Consider the following 18,280-nt stretch of genomic DNA (forward strand, 5'->3'; position numbering starts at 1 on the left):
TTAGATTTTAGATTTTAGATTTCGGCGTGAGCGCTCAGTTGAACGATTTTAGATTTTATATCGAGTTCGGTTAATCACTCATCATAAAATTGTTGCCTCTCGCCGCCGCCAACCAATCAAGAAAATGACAGGGGTCTTCTCAAAAAAATCGGTTTCTCGCTGTTCAATCAGATTGTGTTATTTAGTTGTTTTTACATATAATACTGTCGGTTCCTATTTAAAGTGTGTTGGGAGCATCCAAATGAGTGCTTTCACAGGAGCGATCGCACTTATATTTAGGCTTGGCTGTGCAGGATGCTCGCACTCCTGTGAAAACGCTTTTTGCAAAATCGGGATGCTCTTGCAGACAGTCGCCAGACTCAGTAGTTTATCGATCGACTGTATCGTAAATTTACTTAAACCAAAGTTTAGCGTAATTCTTGCAAAACTTAGATACGCTCGATCGCCTTTTCCCTGCTTCACCTTTTTTTTCAATCCCACAACCGCCTGCCTGCTTTGCCGCCCAGTCGCTGGTGAGTATCTTTGAGCAGGGTTGGGATGTCTAACTCTTCGGGACACCGGGGCAAACATTCGCCGCAATCGGTGCAGCGGTTGCCTTTGCTGCCGGGAAACCAGTGTCCGGCATTTTCAAACATGGCGTAGCGGTATTTGCCAAAGTCAGTCATGTCGCACCCGACGGCGAGATTGCGGAGTCGCAATACTTCGGGAATGTTGATGTTTTCCGGGCAAGGCAAACAGGCATAGCACTGGCTGCATTTGTCGGTTGTCAAAGTGGCTGCAATAACCGATTCTAGCCGATCGAAGGCAGCGATTTCGGCGTGGGTGAGGGGAAAGTCGCGATCGCAATATTTCAGGGGTTGCTCTAATTCTGTCGCATTTGCAGGGCCCACACTCAAAGTCCCAATCCTAGTATCGCTAAGTAAAAAGCGATAGTTTAACTCTAAGGGCGACAAAGGCGAGCACAATTGTGCGAGAGTTTCCGGGGGCGTGTAGAGTTGCCCTCCTTTATCTGCCGGAGAAATGATGAAAACGCCCATATCTTTGTCTTTGGCGAGTTGAATTGCCGGGGCGTTGCGCTGAAAAAAATAGTAATAATGCAGATTGACAAATTCAAACAAATCTGTATTGATTGCAGCCAAAATCAGATCCAGAGGCCCGTGAGTCGAAAAGCCGACGTGCCGAATGCGACCATCAGCCAGGGCTTTGCGTACAGATTCCATGCAGCCTGTGGGCGATCGCACAATCGCCAAATGTTCCCAAGTATTCAAACCGTGAATTGCCAGACAGTCTATATAGTCTAAATTCAGGCGTTTGAGGGATGCGTCGATGCAGCGTTCCACGGCTGCTGCATCCTCGGTTGGGGAAATTTTTGTAGTGAGGTGGAGGCGCGATCGATCGACAGACAAACCAGCCGAAAGGGCCGCACCGAGATATTCCTCGCTGCAACCGTAACCTGCAGCCGTTTCCAGGTGATTGATTCCCTGAGAAACCGCCTGCTGTACAGTCTGACAGGCAGTTTCCTCACTAGCCAAATAGCGCATGGTTCCCAAGGAAAATACAGACAGGTGCAACTCCGTTTTGCCAAACCGTCGATAGCGCATAAAGTTTAGGAAGTTTCGCCCGGGCCCAAGCCGCTTCTCTTGATCAAATCCTCTGGACGGAGGTTTGAGATAAATTCCCGGAAGGCCCGGCGTTCTGCCTCGTCAGCATCTCGATCGACCGGTATCGAAGCATCGGCGACGACTTCTTCCATCACCCAGATGGGGCAGTTCGTACGCAGGGCCAGGGCGATCGCGTCGCTAGGTCGGGCATCGATCTCTTTTTTAACTTCTCCCTGACGGACGATCAGGACGGCATAGAACGTGTTATCTTGCAGCGAGTGAATAACTATGCGCTCCAAGGTAAGACTCCATGCCTCTAAGAAATTGACCATCAGATCGTGAGTTAAGGGCCGAGGAGGCTTGTGGCCTTCGATCGCGCTAATAATAGCCTTTGCTTGCTCCTGACCGATATAAATAGGCAAAGCGCGTCGCTCAGTAGCGTCTCTCAATAGGACAATAGGACTGCGCGTGGCTGCATCTAAGGCAATTCCAGCGACTTTCATTTCAATCATTCGATCGGCCTCATAGAATTAAGAAACTGTAAGGCAGTAGAGAACTTGGACATATAGATCACCTAAATCCAGTATGACTCGATCTTCGCCGGAATCTGCAACCGATCTGGGACTATCGATTTTAGATTTTAGATTTTAGATTTTAGATTGAGTCGGGGGAGAGGCAGGGCTGTTTCATTCTTTTGTAGGGGCAGCCCCCCGTGGCTGCCCCCATGTCCCAAACGCCTGTACAGTCGTCTGTGGCGGGGTAGGCACGGGGGCACTACCCCTACAAAATTCATGTTTTTGGTGAGAATGAAACCGCCCTGGGGGGACAGGGGGACGGCAAAACCTCCTGTCTCTGGTTTGTCTCTATGGTTTCATGTAAATAAGCGATCGACTACGGAAAAATACTTATGTTTACAGGACTAATTCAATCTCTCGGAAAGCTGAAGTCGCTAGGCAACGATTATTTTCAAATTTCCTGCACCTCAAACAACTCCTACCAGATTTTACAAGATTTAGCCATTGGGGACAGCGTAGCCGTGGATGGAGTCTGTTTGACGGTGGTGGAAGTTCTACCGCAAGGTTTTGTCGCCGTCGCTTCCCCAGAAACCCTCCGGCGGACAACTCTGGGATCGTTCCCCGACGCTTTGGTAAACCTAGAAACCTCCCTGCGCGCCGGTAGCAAATTGGGGGGACATTTTGTGACCGGGCACGTAGATGCGATCGGCACTTTAGCGACATCAACCCAAACCGCCAACGCTTGGGAGATGCGGTTTACTGCCCCACCAGCAGCCAATTCGGGATGGCAACGTCAAATCGCACCTTACATCGTTTCCAAGGGCAGCATCGCCGTCAACGGCATCAGCTTAACCGTGGCCGATTGCGATGCTGACGGCAATTGGTTTGAAGTTGCGGTAATTCCCCACAGTTTTGGCGAGACAAACCTCAGCTATTTGCAACCGGGAAGTTTAGTAAACTTAGAAGCAGATATTCTGGGCAAATATGTCGCCAAATTTCTCCGCAGCGGCTCAAAATCCCATCCCGAACCGTGGGAAGAAACCCCCACAATCAACAGTTTGGGAACAATTACACCCGAATTCTTAGCAGAACACGGATTTATTTAATCGTAGCCAAGATCGAACTCGGCGGTTGAAACCGCTGCTAGACAAACGAAGTCCACTTCAAGCGGACTAAAGAATAAATTTGTCGGGTGCGTAATCCGCGAATTATTTTATCAATAATTGACGGCTCAAAGCAGACGCACCCTACTAACTCTTACTTCTCTCTCTGCGTTCTCTGCGTTCTCTGCGGTTCAATAATCCAACTCTATTCCTCAACAAAATGGTTTTTCTCCCAAAACAATCCCGCAGCAATTCCCGCCTGAGAAACTAAAAACAAGCCAGCAATTAATAGCTTTTGAAAGCCCGGTGCGTGGAAAAATGGATAAGCTAGCAAATTCAGATAAAATGACGGATGTTGTAGTTTCCCATGAGCCCCGCGTTTCGAGATCATTTGCTGAAACAAAAAAGCACCTCTACCATAATTGAATTGCTGTTTCCAAAATTTGCCAAGAGTTAGTGCATGGGAGTGATAGACTATAACTTCGGGAGCGTAAATTGCGGCATTGCCCGAATGCAACCACCGATCGCAAAATTCCCGGTCTTCTCCAGCCGCTAGAGAAAAAGTCGTGTCAAAGCCGCCGATTTTTTGGAAAGCCTCAGCGGGAAGGGCAAAATTGTTAGAAGTGAAAAATTGCGCGCGATCGCCAATAGCATTATAGTAACTGTAAAGGTAATCGATCAGTTGCTGGCTGGCAGTAGAATAAATGTTATCCGGCAGCGCGTTTACAGTGCGACCTCCGATTAAGCAATCTGGTGTTTCCCCAAATCGCTTTTCCAGAGTTTGCAGCCAATCTGTCCCCACAGTACAGTCATCGTCTGTAAACACTAAAAATTTGCCTTCTGCGGCAAAAGATCCAGTATTTCGCGCCGTTGCCGGGCCTGAGTTTGGTTGTGTCAGAAGGGTGATATTTAGCTGATTTTGAAAAGGGGAAATTGTATTTTCTACAGAGATTTCGGTGCTGTCGTTGACCACGATAACTTGAAATTTATCGCGCGGATATTCAATTTCAACAAAAGACTGAAGACACGCCGCTAATTTATCGGGGCGATTGTAAGTCGGAACAATAATTGAAAATAGAGTTTTAGCTTGGTTCATCATAACTAATAACTTTTAATTTTTCAAGCGATACAGCACCGACTCAGTATTAAAATCTTTCCCGAAAACTGGTTGCAGCGGGCCCTGGGCACTTGTCAGCCAAGATAAAGCTTTTCTGGTAGCTGCGTTTGTCTCAGTCAGGGGCCCGAATCCTACAGTCGTAATTTTATTTTGCCGGAGTTTGTCAATCCATGCCGAAAGTCGATCGGCTCTAAACGGTACATATAAAACTTTTCTGTCCAAATTTCTCCCGTAAAACAGGTAGCTGCGCGAACTTAAACAGAAGCCTATTCTTTCATCAGGTACTGTATTTTTATCAATATATTCGTAAATACCGCGATACAGTTCGGTGCGTGCAAAATCTCGCTTTTCCCTCCAATGACCAATTACTAACAATCCTATACAGACACCCATTATCACTATGTAAATCGATTTCTTGCGGGTGGGAAATAGATGATCCAGCCATCCTAAGCCGGGATTGATTTTCAACAATATTGCAGCCAGCGTCACTGACACAAGATAAAATAGCGGATATGGTAATATATATTGCCAACTCGGAGCTAATATTTTCCAGATACTATTAATAGCTTCTCTTGGGTTAGACTTCAAATTGTCAATCAACAAACTCCCCCAAACAATACTATCTCCGGTGAAAGAAGCATTTTTAATATAATCAAAAATTGTGTTGCTAGTAATTCCGCAAAAACCACTAACCAAAACCACTGCCAGAATAAATTTATTTTGAGTTTTCAAGAGAGTTGCTGTAGCTGCGGCGGCGATGGCGAGTACGCTTAAAAAGGGAAATCCGTATCTGAGGTTAAAACCGAGTATAGGGCTGAGTTGGCCGATCGTCTCTCCGACAGTACCGGAGGTGTAAGGTGTAATTAGATAGAGAATTCCCGTGCTGGCGAGAAGTATAATTAAAATAATATTATTTTGATTGATTATTCTAGTTTTACCCTGGATAAAAGCCAGAGGTGCTGCCAATACCTGAAGCGCGATCGCCAGAAAGGGCAGTTGCAATCTAATGATAATTTGTAAGCCGACAGTTTGCCAGTGGGAAATATTGCTGGGATTAAATTGAGCTGCTAAAGTGCTTTGCCAAATCTTTAGAAGTGGCGAAGCGGGCTGCTGCTGTACCGGAGGTATTGGTGCAGCTATGGGAGACGGTAAGGAAACAGGCTCTAAGGGAACTTTAAGAGCGCCGACTTCGCCGACAGGATAATTGATTTGCAGCAAGTTTCTCGCATACCAAAAACCTCCTAAAAGCAAGCAACAAGCTATGCCACACAGCAAGACTGGTTTGATAAAGTGGCGAATTCTAAAATTGGCTGGGGCGGATTTTTTATTAACTGCGAATCTTTTAAGTTCTAATATTGCTAATCCTCCTAAAAGTGAGGCAGCATAGACTATCCCAGTGATTTTTATTCCGGCTAGCATTCCTGCGGCTGCCAAAAATAGGGAGAGTTCCGATTGCGCTCTGCTGCTATGATAGGATAAACCTAGATACAAACCGACTGTAAATATTGCAGCTAGCGGTAAGTCGGGCTGAATGGTGTTAACTTGGTTGAGCATCATCGGTACTGTCAATACTAAAGATGCTGCTGCCATACCGTGAATTCGGGTTGCTCCAAATTTTATGCTTAATAGATAGACTGCAATTCCCTCAAGTACCCACGCAATTAGCAGGGGGAAAGCTGCCAGAAAATCTTCTTTGAAGGGAAGCACAAACAAAGCAGATAAAACGTGCCAATTGTAGGGATATACTCGGGCTTGTTCTTGTTCAAAAATCCAATTCCCCGCAGCATCTAATAATGTAAATGAATGGGTTTGATACCATCGGGCGATCGCAGGCAGGTGAAACCACAATGAATCATAATTGGTTGTGGGTTTGGTTGCGAGAGTTTCCAACAGCACAACTCCTGCAACAGCGGTGGCAACAATAATTAGCGATTCTGCTTTGCCCAAAGGTTGCTTGAGTTGGGGAATCTGCCACTGCGACAAGGTAAAAGTTTTGTGGTTTTTTGTATAAATCAGGATGAAGCCGATCGCACAAATCAGAATTTCTGCTACAATCACCGCAGAAATATTTAGTCGATCGGCACTTCCTAAAATTAAGCCGATACAAACTTGTGCAATGCTCCATCCCGTCAGGAGTACGAGGAGAAAATGGGGAAATGAATAGTTATTGTTTTCTTTCTGATTCTCGAAGGCAAGAGACAAGCTTAAGGGAATCGGGCCGACTAGAATAATCAGAAATAAACTTAATTCCCACAAATGCTGCGCTATTAGCATAAGCTGCAAGTTACCATTTTTTATCAGTTTTTCCTCGTTACCCGAAAGATCCCGGTAACGAGGAAAAGCAACGAACACGCGAGCTCGTTGCACAAAACATAAATTTTCTTGTGGGGCGCGCTTTTCGACCGTTCCACAAGAAAATTTATCTAGCCAATCCCCAATTTTTACCTGCTAGCTTGCTTCTGAGTTTTGGGTTTGACTGCTTGGGCATCTTTGGGCTTAGAAATCTCAGCTTTTAACAGTTCGGGGAATGGCGGCTGGAGGTTGTGAACTTCGATGTCCATTCCCAGCGGCAGAGGGGGAAGCTGAGGCAGATCGCTTTCCAAATCCTTGAGTCCGCTAGCGGTTTGTATTTCCACCATTTTCGGCATTTGGGGTACTTTGGCGGTTTCCAAAGTGCCGATCATTTTTGCCAGAGCGAATTCTAGCTGAGAGCCCGGGTCGATCGCCACCCAACCCTGGTCAGTCATTTGCCGAACCTCGAAGTGGAGGTGAGGCCCTGTAGACATTCCCGTACTGCCGACGCGGCCGATGGTCTCTCCCTGTTTTACCCACTCTCCCGGTTTCACAAACAGTTCCGAAAGGTGGCCGTAGAGAGTTTCCTGAGACTTTTTGCTGTGGTTGAGAACCACAGTCAAACCGTAGCCGCCCAACCAATCTGCGATCGCCACTTGACCCGCATAGGCCGCCAGTACGGGCGTTCCCATCGGCGCCCCCAAGTCTGTTCCGGTGTGAAACCTGCCGTAGCCCATAACCGGATGAGTCCGCCACCCAAACGGCGAAGTAATTTCCGCAGCAATAGATAGCGGAAACAGCAAGCTGGTGTTGCCATTTCCGGGCAGGCCTGCAGGACGCGGCGTGAGATTGTAGTAAGCAAAACCGGTATTGCTGCCGCTGCTGACACTAACCGCACCGACTTGAACGGGCCCGAGTCCCATGCTGGGCGCTGGAGCGCCGCCGCCGTAAGATGCAGATCCGGCATAATACCCAGCGTCTGCGGAGTATCCAGTGTCTGCGGAGTAGCCGATGTTAGCAGCCGAGTAGCCGGTGTCTGCGGAGTATCCAGCGTTAGCCGAGTAGCGCGGGGGTGCGTAAGCAGATTCCGGTGGGTTTGAATCCCTCCAAACCTGGCTTCCTATTTGTTGAACGGCTTGACCGAGTTTACCCACAGGATTCCCGCTACTATTTCCCGCAACAGTTTCTCGAACATCGCCCGGAAGGCTTTCTGGCCGATTTCGAGGAGGAGGGGCTGCAATATAACGGTCGTCTGCGATCGGAGTTTCCTGTCTGTAGTTGGGTTCTCCTGCATCTGCCGTCACCGGCTCGGAAACAGGAGGAGGCGCACACAAACCGTCAACTCCTTGGCAGCCGTTCGATCGTTCTGCAAACTCTATTCTGGTTGGCGCTTCGTACTCGCTGGTAGCGCCAACGCTGTAGTCTGTGTGGTCGATTTCAGCGTGCGCTGGGTTAACTGGCGCTTCAAAAGGCGGCTCCTGGGCCGTCGCTTCGGGCAGGGGAATCAGCGCGGGTTCCGGCAGATAGTATTTGGTCGGAGGTGGTTCGCTGGCGTACTCGGGCTCTGACGGCGGTTTGGCATCGAAAGGCTCGGACTGCGGAACTTCTGCCTGCGGTGCAGGGTCTGGTTCTGGCGACCCTTGGCTGTATGAGGGTTCTGGGGGCGGGAGAGGAGCTTCAAATAATGGCTGGAGGTCTGCTGCGCCGGGGACGGCTTGTTCTGCTGGCGGAGTTTCGGCTTGAGCCCAAACTACGCCTTTGCTGAGCAGTCCCAGACTGGCAAGGCAACCCAGTCCCACCAGCAGTGAGCGATCGGACAAAAGGCGCGATCGAGTCGGGACGCCTGTAGGGTTCTTTTTTTGCTGTTTGGTGTTCAAAGGGGCTGTTATTTGCTTGTCTGGAACTGGTTTCACGATTTTTTTTCCCAACTCAACAGGGGGCACAAGGATCTCGAATTGACAACTCCTCGGCCCGAAGGCACGAGGATTCTTGGTTCATTGGGACTACTCATGTAGCTAGCCCTCCCCAAAATTCACTGCGATTTGCCCAACCGCTGTATATCCGCGCTGCAACACCACTTGCGCGGCTGCCACATCTCGATTCGTTTCATAGCCACAGGTTTGACATCTATGTACCCGTTCGGATAGTTCTTTTTTGCCTGTATGAGTTTGACATCTGGGACAAGTTTGACTTGTTCCGTTTGGGTCTACTTTTGCAAAGTATGCACCTCGCTGAAAGCAAACATGACCCAAGATATTCAGGAACTGACCAAACCCGGAATCAAGCGTGTGCTTGCTCATCATTCCGGCTGACATTGCTTTGAGGTTTAAGTCCTCAGCAAATATTGTTTGGGCCCAGGTACATAAATGATGTGCGGTTTTGAAATGAAAGTCTTTGCGGCTGTTCGAGATGTATTCGTGGTGCAAGGCTATTTGGTGTTGAATTTGACGAAACTTCCTAGAACCTTTTTTCTTGCGCTTGAGTTGACGTTGCAGCAATTTCAGCTTGCGTTGTCCATCCACAAAAAATCTAGGTCTATCAATCAATTCACCATCAGAAGTTGCCAAAAAATGTTTTAACCCTAAATCAATCCCTAATCCATGCCCTGAAGGTGAGGCTTGAGGCACTGCGACATCACATTGCAAACTGAGCATGGCTACGTAACCAGAAGCCCTCTTAACAACGCGAATTTGCTTGACATCAAAGCCTTGAGGGATTGGACGCGACAGGTGCATTTTTACCGGGCCTATCTTGGGCAGGTTGACCCAATCGGCACCATCAAATCGTTTAACGGATTCTAGATTCAATTGAGGGAACACAAATGAGCGCATCCGCTTTTTGAATCTAGGAAAACCGTGTCCTCGTTCCCACATCGCCACAAACGCTGCCTCTAGTTGGCGCAACGCCTGCTGCAAGACATGGGTGTGAGGCAGTTTCAACTCAGGAATTAACTTCTTTGCTTGGGCCAATGATTTGCATTGACGGGCAAAGGTTGGACGCGGTGCATCATCCGGGATAATGTATTCCTGCTTAATGCTGCACGAGTTGATATCACACTTACGAGAATTAACCCAATCTTTTCGTTCTCGCAATCCAAAGTTGTAGACCTTGCGGCAAATATTGAGCCACTGGTCGAAAGTTTGGCGTTGCGCGTCGGTAGGAATGAGCTTGTATTCGTAGGTGAGATTTAACATACAACCATTGTAGAGCTAACCTGAATAAATGCGGTGCTGTTTATTCAAACAACTCGCTGAGAGATTCCGAACCGAAATTCCCCTTAGAAGGGGGAGGCTTGTATCCCATTTTTTTGGTCGGGATCGAATGTATGGCCATCCTTGTCTTTATATACAGGCCTAACTGATTTTACCGGGCTTGAGGCAATTTTTTTTGCTAATAGAACAAGCTCAAATGCCTTACGCATTCAGTCGCGATCGATATCCGGTGTTTTTGATCCCGATGGCACTTGCCTAGAAGTCTGTGACGGCCACACTGATGATAGCGCTTTGGCGTTCCTCTATGTTAATTAGTTGCCTGTATTTCTCGGGTCATGCAAAATTTCGGCGCCGTCGGTCGTCCTCAAACCGCCGACCGATCGCGATTTTTTCCTGAAACCCGGCCCGATCTTTAAACTTCGCAGACAAAATTGTTGATTGTTTAGAATACAAGCTAAATGATTCGCTTGGGTAAGGATAGGTTTCATGACTGTAGCTGGCGATCGCTTGACAAATTTTCCAGACTCTGAGTGCGCCGGAGGGGCTGACGGTATCAGTTGGGACTGGCAGAGTTCTGAAGGCTTGCCCTATCTGACTTGCAGCTTGCTTTCTCGCTGGTCTCACGGCTTTTTTACTCGCGATTTCTCGCCCCAGGGGCCGATCGATCTGACGGAGGTTCTCGAACCTGGAGCTAAGGTTTACCGACTCCAACAGGTACACGGCAATGCGGTACTTAAAACCACTGAGTTGTCCCCGGTTGCGGCTCCGGGCCCGGAAACCGCTGCCTCAAGCTATGCTGAGGCTGATGGCTTGGTGGCAGAGCGAGAATTGGAGGCGTTGTGGGTTTGCTCGGCTGACTGCGTGCCGGTGCTGATTGCTGACGATCGCACGGGACTGGTTGCGGCAGTTCACGCGGGTTGGCGCGGGACTGCTGCTAAGATATTACCAGAGGCGATCGCTCAACTTGTGGCACAAGGCAGTCAACTAGAAAATCTGAAGATTGCTATGGGGCCGGCGATCGCTGGAGAGGTTTACCAGGTATCTGTGGAAGTGGCAGCGGAACTGGGAGCCACCATTGCTCCTTTGAGTGCCGTTAGTGCAACAGCCGACGGCATGCTAGAGTTTTTGCACCAACTCCCCGAAACGCCTGTCTTGGCCGATCCAGAACCGGGAAAGGTACGCTTGGATGTTCGCCTCTGCAATGCTCTGCAATTGCAGCAGTTGGGAATCGATCTTTCTCAAGTGGCGATCGCTCCTTTCTGTACTTATTCTGACTCGGCTCGCTTTTTTTCGTACCGCCGCGATCGACTTAAAAAAGTCCAGTGGTCGGGAATTGTGAGTGCCAGCAGGACAAGTTCCTTCTGAGGGCATTTGGGAGAAGGTAAAATTTTAGACGGCCCAGATAAAAATAAAAATCTTTGGATTCATTATTTTTTATTTACGAATGCCAAATGCCTTCTAGTTTCTACCTTCGTAAGGTTTGCTGGTTCCTGTTTTAAAGCACTAAAAACTAGCAGCAAAACTTTTGGGAAAGCGGCAGAGCCCCCGCCCCGCTTTCCTCTCTTGTTAAGATTGCTCTATAACGAGAGTCTTCAGCGGGTTATTACCATGAGTGAGCCAACTCCCTATCAACTTCTTGAAGTCGATGAAGATGCTTCCTTTGATGAAGTGCAAGAGGCCCGCACGCGCCTAGCTGAGCAGTACAGCGGTGACAAGAAACGTTTGGAATTGCTCGAAGCCGCTTACGACGCGATCCTCATGGATCGCCTGCGGCAGCGACAGGAAGGTAAAATTAAAGTACCCGAACGCATCCGCTTTCCCGAACGGCTGACTCCCGCACCCCCAAGCTTTACTCCGTCTCCTCCTAGTGGCAGCCCAGCTTGGTTGCAGCGGCTAATCGATACTCCTAGTCGATCGGACATTTTGTGGCCGGCTGGGGTGTATGTGGGGTTAGGCGGACTGACTATTTATCCGGCGGCTAATGATGGTTTACTACAGTTGACTCTGGCACTTGGGGTCGGCTCTTGTCTTTATTTTGTTAATCGCAAGGAACAAAAATTTGGTCGCGCCGTGCTGCTGACTGTGGCAGGCTTGGTTATAGGCTTGTTGCTGGGAGGCTTTTTGGGTTCTTTGGTCAGTCCGGCATTTATAACAACAGAGAAATTTATCGCTTTGTTTACGTTTTTAATTCTGTGGCTGGTCAGCGGTTTTCTGCGATAGTCAGTTGTCAGTTGTCAGTTGACAGTTGACAGTTGACAGCGGTTAATTATTGTTATTGGTTAATTGTTATTGCTTGGTTCGTAGGTTTTAGGTGTTAGTAGTTAGTTGATTGTTACCAATTAGCAATTACTAATTACCAATTAACAATTACCAATAACTAATGACTGTTGATGGTTGACAACTGAAAACTGAAAACTGACAACTGACTACTGACTATCTAAAATAATCTCCACTGCTTCGCTCAAATTGTTAGCAATTAAATCCGGTTGGTGCATTTCTAGTTGGGTGCGATCCCGAATGCCGCACAAAACACCAATTACCTTGACACCGTGCGTTTTTGCTGCTACGATATCTGCCTCCGTATCGCCAACCATCCAAGTGTCAGAAGCCGGCGGCAGTTCGGCGAGAGCTCTTGCCATCAACAGGGGCTTATCTTTGACATCCCCGGTTTTAACGTAATCGTTGGGGAGGCAATAGCGGCGGTTTTCTGGGAAAAATTGCCCTAAATTGCAGCGGTTGAAGGCTTCATCTAGTTCCCTAACGCGGCGCATGGTCATCACCGCTAAGTCTACTCCAGCGCGCTGCAGCTTTTCGAGAGTTTCCACAGCGGTGGGAACTGGTCGATCGTAAATCATGTAGGGTAGGGTGTGGACGGTTTGACGGCGTTTCTGGGCAAAATCGCGGGCTTGGGCTGCATCTAATCCTGAGAGGATGGCGATTTCGGTTTCGGGAACCCGCGCGCGCTTCATGTCCCAAAACTCGGCTTTGGGGAGTTCGCGCACTGGTTGGCCCGAACGCTGAGTCTCGGCGAGACACTGCTGGTAAACTCGGTAGTAGCGATCGGACACGTCCATAATCGGGCCGTCAAAGTCGGTAATAAGTCTCAGCATTTAGCAGAGTATTTTTAAGCTTTTATACAAATCCTTCGATACTATATCATTTAAAGGTAACACTTTCTTTACAAAAATTGACACAAATACCCAGGGGAGGTAAGGTCTATAGGAATGGTGCTAATTAAAGCAAAAATTTGAATTAAACTGTGCTGTTCCTCAACTTGAGCGGTTATCACCTATATCGGGGAATTTAAAATTAAAATGGGCCACACAAATAGTGTAAACCACTACATATTGTTCATAAAAATCAACCTCAATCGAGGCTGATTTTGACTTCGTTTTCTCAAAAAATGTTGGTTCAATTAATATTTTGCCATCTGATTAAAATAAACAAAAACTGCTTGGAGAATCTAAACTGTACTGTTTCCATAAATTAGCCAGCGGTAACAAGTGATGACATCCGCCAGTGTAAAAATTCCCGTGATAAATAGCAGCCAAACAACAACTAACTTTACCTGCTAACCTTGGAGAGTGATGCTCTACAATAACGAAATACTTCCAACATTAACTGTAGAGAGCAGCCCAAGAAGTATGAATATTCTTCTTTATAAGCTGTTATCCTTACGCAGGATTGAATACATCGCAGTCGATCGGGAACTTAAGATTAAAGAAATATCTTTGAAAGTGCAAGATTTTGCCTACATTCATGAGGAAGCAGCCGAAGGAAAGGACGTGCGCGATAGTTTTCCTGAACTGATCGGACTTGAAGGAATCCTTGAAGGCATTATTGAAGAACGAGAGCAAGACTTTCAGTTAAAATCAATTACGCGAGTTCTCAAAGACGGATCTTATTTGTATCTAAATTTGTACATTTTTGGTTATAAGGGACAAGCCAACGGTGACAGATTGATTATTTTATGCGAAGATGTGACAGATAGCATTGCAGCTCAGCAAAGCATGGTTCAGGCGGCCAACGAAAACAGTATTAAAGCCGATTATTTAGCTGCGACTGGCGATTATATTGACAAAATTATTAATTCCCTAGGTGATGTTTTGTTCGTAACAGGAACATCGGGTAAAATCAAAAAAGTGAATCAAGCTGCACAGCAATTATTTGGATATACCGAATCGGAATTAATCGGCAAATCCATATCCATGATTACGGCAGAGGAGGAATTGTTACGCAAAGTCAGCCAGCTACCTCCTGCACTTAAAAGCCAATATTGGCCTCAAGTAAAAGTAGCTTGCCAAACGAAAATAGGTTTAAAGCTGATTGTCGCGTTTTCATGCTCTACTTTCGAGACAAGCATAGGAAGCAAGGATACAGAGAGCGGGGTTATACAAGATTTTGTTTATATCGGCAAAGACATTACCAAGCAACAACGCATAAAAAAGTGTCAAGAAGCACAGTATGCTGTTACTCATATCCTGTCAGAATCAAGTTCTCTAGATAACGCAACTCCGAGAATTTTGCAAGCTATTTGCCAAAGTTTTGGGTGGGATCTGGGCGAGCTTTGGACGCCTGCAGAGGCGGAGACAGACACTAGATTGGGTGCGGAAATAAAATCTGAAAAACAGCCGCTTTGGTGCCTGCAGCTCTGCTGTCCGATCGAGGAAACTCCTTGTTGGCGGCGGGTGGCAGTTTGGCAGCCAGGGGAAGAAGTTAGCGAGTTTGCCGAAAACGACCCGCAGATTACTTTGGCGGCGGGTGAGGGTTTGCCCGGAGCGGTTTCCAGAAGCGGTTCTACGCAGTGGATTACCGATATTGTGGCCGATCGCAATTTCGTGCGATCGCGCTTGGCCGAGGCAGCGGGACTGCGATCGGGATTCGGTTTCCCCATTCACGCTAAAGGCCAAGTTGTAGGAGTAATGACTTTTTTTTGCCGGGAAGAACTGCAACCGGATCAAGATTTACTTCAGATCATAGCTGTGGTAAGTTCTCAATTAGGAGAATTTGTCAAGCGCAAATATGCGGAGCAAGAATTGCAAGAAGCTGAAGCTTCAATCCGATTTTTGTACGAACAAGAAAAACGGCAAAGTGAAGAATTAGCTCGGCAAAATTTAGCTTTAGAACAAGCAAAATTAGAATTACAAGCAGCTAACATGGAATTGCAGCGGCTCGCTGCGGTGGATGGATTGACTCAAATTCCCAACCGCCGCTGTTTTGACAAAAAATTGGAGTTAGAATGGCAGTTGATGGAGCGAGAACAAGAGTCGCTGTCTTTAATTTTGTGCGATATCGATTTTTTCAAACTTTACAACGATCGTTACGGGCATCAAGGAGGCGACGAATGTTTAAAACAAGTAGCCCAGATTTTAGCTAGCAACGCTCAGCGGGCAGGAGATTTAGCCGCCCGCTACGGCGGCGAAGAATTTGCGGTAATTGTGTCGCGAACTGATGTGCAAGGAGCAAAGCGGGTAGCTGAATCAATTCGCAGGGATTTGAAAGCTGCGGCAATTTTTCATGCTGCTTCCAAGGTAAGTAAGTTTATAACTCTCAGTATGGGAATCGCTACTACTGTACCTGCTGCTGGTTTGTCGATCGAGGAGTTAATTGGACAAGCCGATCGAGCCCTGTATCGAGCTAAACTAGAAGGGCGCGATCGTATAGTTTGCCTAGATTTGAAAAGAGAATTTCAGGGCCCGAAAGGAGTATGTTCTGATGATTGTGAGAGAAGCTAAAATCGCTGACGCACCTGCAATCGCACGGGTTAATCTAGATACTTGGCGGACAGCTTACCGAAAAATTGTACCGACAGATTACCTCGCGCAACAGTCCTATGAAAAAGCAGAAAGCCGTTGGCAAGAAATCCTGGTCAACGTCAAAAATACTGGGGTTTTTGTCTGCGTTGCTGAGAATGAATCGGGAGAAATTGTGGGTTTTGCTGCGGGTGGTTGCGAGCGCACGGGCAAATATATATATAAAGGAGAATTATTTGCCATCTATATTTTGGAGGAATATCAGCGTCAAGGAATCGGACGGCAACTCGTGAGAACAGTTGCCACTAAATTGGCAGAATTAAGTTTGAACTCGATGCTAGTTTGGGTACTAGGAGACAATCCAGCCTACAGGTTTTATGAATTCTTAGGAGGTGAAAAAGTAGACGAACAGCAAACAAGTAGAGCAGGAGTTGCACTCAAAGAAATTGCCTACGGGTGGAAAGATATCGCAGTGCTGATTAACACGGCTTTATGACCTAAAAAGTGAAAGTTTTGTCAATCATCTATCAAACTTCCCCTCTTCATTTGTTCGCGTTCAATTGCCTCAAACAAAGCTCTAAAATTCCCCGCCCCAAAACCTCCTGCTTGCACCTGTATGCCGTTAACTAAACTAACTCGGCGCTCAATAATCTCGAAAAAGAAAGTCGGTTCTGCAAAAATTGGCTGGGTAAAGATTTGCAGCAGCATCGCTGCGGGAGTATCTTCTTGCCAATCTGCCAAAACTTCAGAACTTGCAATTGCTGGCCAATCTGCGGGCAAATAGTTTTGCCGCTGCTGCAATTCGGAGTAGTATGTTGGAGGAACAGGCAGAAAAGGCAAACCGCGCGATCGCAAATCGGCAACAACCCGCACAATATTATTAGTTTGCAAAGCCATGTGCTGAATACCCGGCCCCCGATTTGCACTCAAAAACTCTTGAATTTGAGAATTAGCTGATGCCGGTTCATTAATCGGAAATTGCACCCCACCTTCAGCGTGCACCATAACTTGGCTCCGCAAAGCCGACTTCTGAGTCTGAATGTCAAAATTTTGCTGCGGTTGAAAACCTAATATTTTTTGATACCAACTAACAGCACTTGACAAATCGCCAGATTCAACGTTTAACACTACGTGGTCGATTAGGGTAAACACCGGCAGCTTAGGAGAAGCCGATAGTCGTGAATGACCGCCAATTCGCTCAACCAGCGTGTGGCTTAAATCTCCCCAACCAGCGATTTTTGCCCGCTTAAAATAGCCTCCTTCGTTTAGGTCTTCTTGAATCGGTTCCAGGATTTTACCGCCTTCGGCAGCCGCTCTAGCTACCGCTAATTCGATATTTTTTACCCGAAAACCCACATCGCCAATCCCTGGAGGATGAAACTTCAACCAACTAGCAGCGGGACTAGCAGAAGTTAGGGGCGAAGATAAAACAAAACATACATTGCCGCTGCTGACAACCTCAGTGTGACTGTGACTGTTGGCATAACCTGCTATTGATTGAAAGCCTAAGCGGCTGACAAACCAGTCGCGGGATATTTTAGCATTTTCAACGTAAAAGTGAATGCGATCGAACTCCATAATCAATAATTGAAAATGGAAAGTGAAAAATGGATAATCGGCTGATTTTCAGTGGGAAAATGCAAGGGGGGAATTGAGGAATGGATATTTTTCATGTTTTTTTTGTGCGCCGGATTAATAATAACGTAAAAATTGAATCCCCTAACTCCCCCTGAAGGCAGAAATAGGTCGGCAATTAAAAGAAACTCGGTGTCTGCGATAACTTGGATTTCGCCGCGAGGTCTTCATCAAGCGGTAAGGTGTGCCGAGGCGCCCCTACACAATTAGGTTCCGCGCAACTTCTCAAACTTAAAGATGTCATAATTTTTCAGGCTTTGGGCTTCCGCTGCCGCATCGCGAATGCCTTCAAATCACTCCTCAATCGCTAAAAGAACAAATGACTTTCCGGCTGAATATTAATCTCCATCGGCACAGCTTGCGGGTCAGCCGAAAGAGCAAACATAATCGCATTTGCAGCAGTTTCGGTAGTCAGCATTTTTGACCTGTCTACCTTCAAACTCACATTATCCCAAAACGGAGAATCCACACCGCCAAAATAGAATAGCGTAAACTTTATGCCGTAGCGTCGCAGCTCATCTGCCATGCACTTGCTGAAACCAACTACCCCAAACTTTGAAGCGCAATAAGCCGTTCCCATCGCCATCGAATGCTTGCCCAAAATCCCGATGACATTGCAAATATGGCCGGATTTGCGCTCTTTCATCACATTCGCCGCTGCTTGAGACGTGTAAAAACTGCCTTTCAAGTTCAAGTCAAGCATTGCATCTAAATCAGCGGGTTCTAACTTGTTCCACTGCTTGAGAATTCCGGCACCAGCGGCGTTTATAAGGGCATCAATTTGTCCGAAATGTTCCACAGCTTTGTGCATCAGCGTCTCGACTTGCGGTAAATCGGTGATATCTGTGGGCACGCACAGTACCTCTGTTGCTGAAAGTTCGCTAGCTAAAGCGTCTAACTTACTGCTGTCTCTGGCGGCGAGCACTAGCCTCGCACCCGCATCAGCAAGTTTGCGGGCCACCGCTGAACCGATGCCGCCCGTCGCACCCACCACAACCACAACTTTGTCGTGCATATCCCTTTACATTTCTTTACGTCCAGATTGTATGATA

General features: G+C 47.2%; 14 protein-coding genes. 5 read left to right on the forward strand and 9 right to left on the reverse strand.

Annotation, left to right across the window (positions count from 1 at the left end; translation table 11 throughout):
- Positions 1–470 precede the first annotated feature (470 nt).
- Entirely contained in the window at positions 471–1,601 is a 1,131-nt protein-coding gene (locus OSC7112_RS14875; protein ID WP_015176671.1) for an aldo/keto reductase, read from the reverse strand.
- Between the two features lie 5 nt (positions 1,602–1,606).
- Positions 1,607–2,113: a bifunctional nuclease family protein gene (locus OSC7112_RS14880; protein WP_015176672.1), complete on the reverse strand. Its 507-nt coding sequence runs from the start codon at positions 2,111–2,113 to the stop codon at positions 1,607–1,609.
- Positions 2,114–2,508: 395 nt separating this feature from the next.
- Between OSC7112_RS14880 and ribE the strand changes: the two genes are divergently transcribed.
- Positions 2,509–3,222 (forward strand): riboflavin synthase, encoded by a 714-nt coding sequence (gene ribE, locus OSC7112_RS14885; protein WP_015176673.1) that lies wholly within the window; start codon positions 2,509–2,511, stop codon positions 3,220–3,222.
- Positions 3,223–3,424: 202 nt separating this feature from the next.
- Here ribE and OSC7112_RS14890 read toward each other — a convergent pair whose 3' ends face one another.
- The 4 genes from OSC7112_RS14890 to OSC7112_RS14905 form a co-directional block, all read right to left on the reverse strand.
- Positions 3,425–4,318, reverse strand: coding sequence for a glycosyltransferase family 2 protein (locus tag OSC7112_RS14890; RefSeq protein ID WP_015176674.1), 894 nt, complete (start codon positions 4,316–4,318; stop codon positions 3,425–3,427).
- A gap of 12 nt (positions 4,319–4,330) precedes the next feature.
- Positions 4,331–6,703 (reverse strand): glycosyltransferase family protein, encoded by a 2,373-nt coding sequence (locus OSC7112_RS14895; RefSeq protein WP_190274402.1) that lies wholly within the window; start codon positions 6,701–6,703, stop codon positions 4,331–4,333.
- Between the two features lie 74 nt (positions 6,704–6,777).
- Positions 6,778–8,541 (reverse strand): M23 family metallopeptidase, encoded by a 1,764-nt coding sequence (locus OSC7112_RS14900; RefSeq protein ID WP_051041594.1) that lies wholly within the window; start codon positions 8,539–8,541, stop codon positions 6,778–6,780.
- 102 nt (positions 8,542–8,643) lie between these two features.
- Positions 8,644–9,822 carry an RNA-guided endonuclease InsQ/TnpB family protein gene (locus tag OSC7112_RS14905; protein WP_015176677.1) on the reverse strand — a complete coding sequence of 393 codons (1,179 nt, stop codon included), beginning with the start codon at positions 9,820–9,822 and terminating at the stop codon, positions 8,644–8,646.
- Between the two features lie 504 nt (positions 9,823–10,326).
- Here OSC7112_RS14905 and pgeF point away from each other — a divergent pair.
- Positions 10,327–11,205 carry a peptidoglycan editing factor PgeF gene (gene pgeF / locus OSC7112_RS14910; protein ID WP_015176678.1) on the forward strand — a complete coding sequence of 293 codons (879 nt, stop codon included), beginning with the start codon at positions 10,327–10,329 and terminating at the stop codon, positions 11,203–11,205.
- 243 nt (positions 11,206–11,448) lie between these two features.
- On the forward strand, positions 11,449–12,060 hold the full coding sequence (locus OSC7112_RS14915) for a CPP1-like family protein (RefSeq protein ID WP_015176679.1): 612 nt from the start codon (positions 11,449–11,451) through the stop codon (positions 12,058–12,060).
- Positions 12,061–12,266: 206 nt separating this feature from the next.
- On the opposite strand, the gene OSC7112_RS14920 is transcribed toward OSC7112_RS14915, so the two are convergent.
- Complete coding sequence (locus tag OSC7112_RS14920; RefSeq protein WP_015176680.1) at positions 12,267–12,950, reverse strand: HAD family hydrolase; 684 nt, start codon at positions 12,948–12,950, stop codon at positions 12,267–12,269.
- Positions 12,951–13,484: 534 nt separating this feature from the next.
- Here OSC7112_RS14920 and OSC7112_RS14925 point away from each other — a divergent pair.
- Positions 13,485–15,575, forward strand: coding sequence for a diguanylate cyclase domain-containing protein (locus OSC7112_RS14925; RefSeq protein ID WP_223300837.1), 2,091 nt, complete (start codon positions 13,485–13,487; stop codon positions 15,573–15,575).
- Positions 15,556–16,089 (forward strand): GNAT family N-acetyltransferase, encoded by a 534-nt coding sequence (locus OSC7112_RS14930; RefSeq protein WP_015176682.1) that lies wholly within the window; start codon positions 15,556–15,558, stop codon positions 16,087–16,089. The genes OSC7112_RS14925 and OSC7112_RS14930 overlap by 20 nt, the downstream gene beginning before the upstream one ends.
- 20 nt (positions 16,090–16,109) lie before the next feature.
- Here OSC7112_RS14930 and hppD read toward each other — a convergent pair whose 3' ends face one another.
- Entirely contained in the window at positions 16,110–17,171 is a 1,062-nt protein-coding gene (gene hppD, locus OSC7112_RS14935) for a 4-hydroxyphenylpyruvate dioxygenase (protein WP_015176683.1), read from the reverse strand.
- A 364-nt stretch (positions 17,172–17,535) separates the two neighbouring features.
- Positions 17,536–18,243 carry an SDR family oxidoreductase gene (locus tag OSC7112_RS14940; RefSeq protein ID WP_015176684.1) on the reverse strand — a complete coding sequence of 236 codons (708 nt, stop codon included), beginning with the start codon at positions 18,241–18,243 and terminating at the stop codon, positions 17,536–17,538.
- Positions 18,244–18,280: the final 37 nt, after the last annotated feature.

It is taken from the genome of Oscillatoria nigro-viridis PCC 7112, assembly GCF_000317475.1.
GTDB classification, from domain to species: domain Bacteria; phylum Cyanobacteriota; class Cyanobacteriia; order Cyanobacteriales; family Microcoleaceae; genus Microcoleus; species Microcoleus nigroviridis.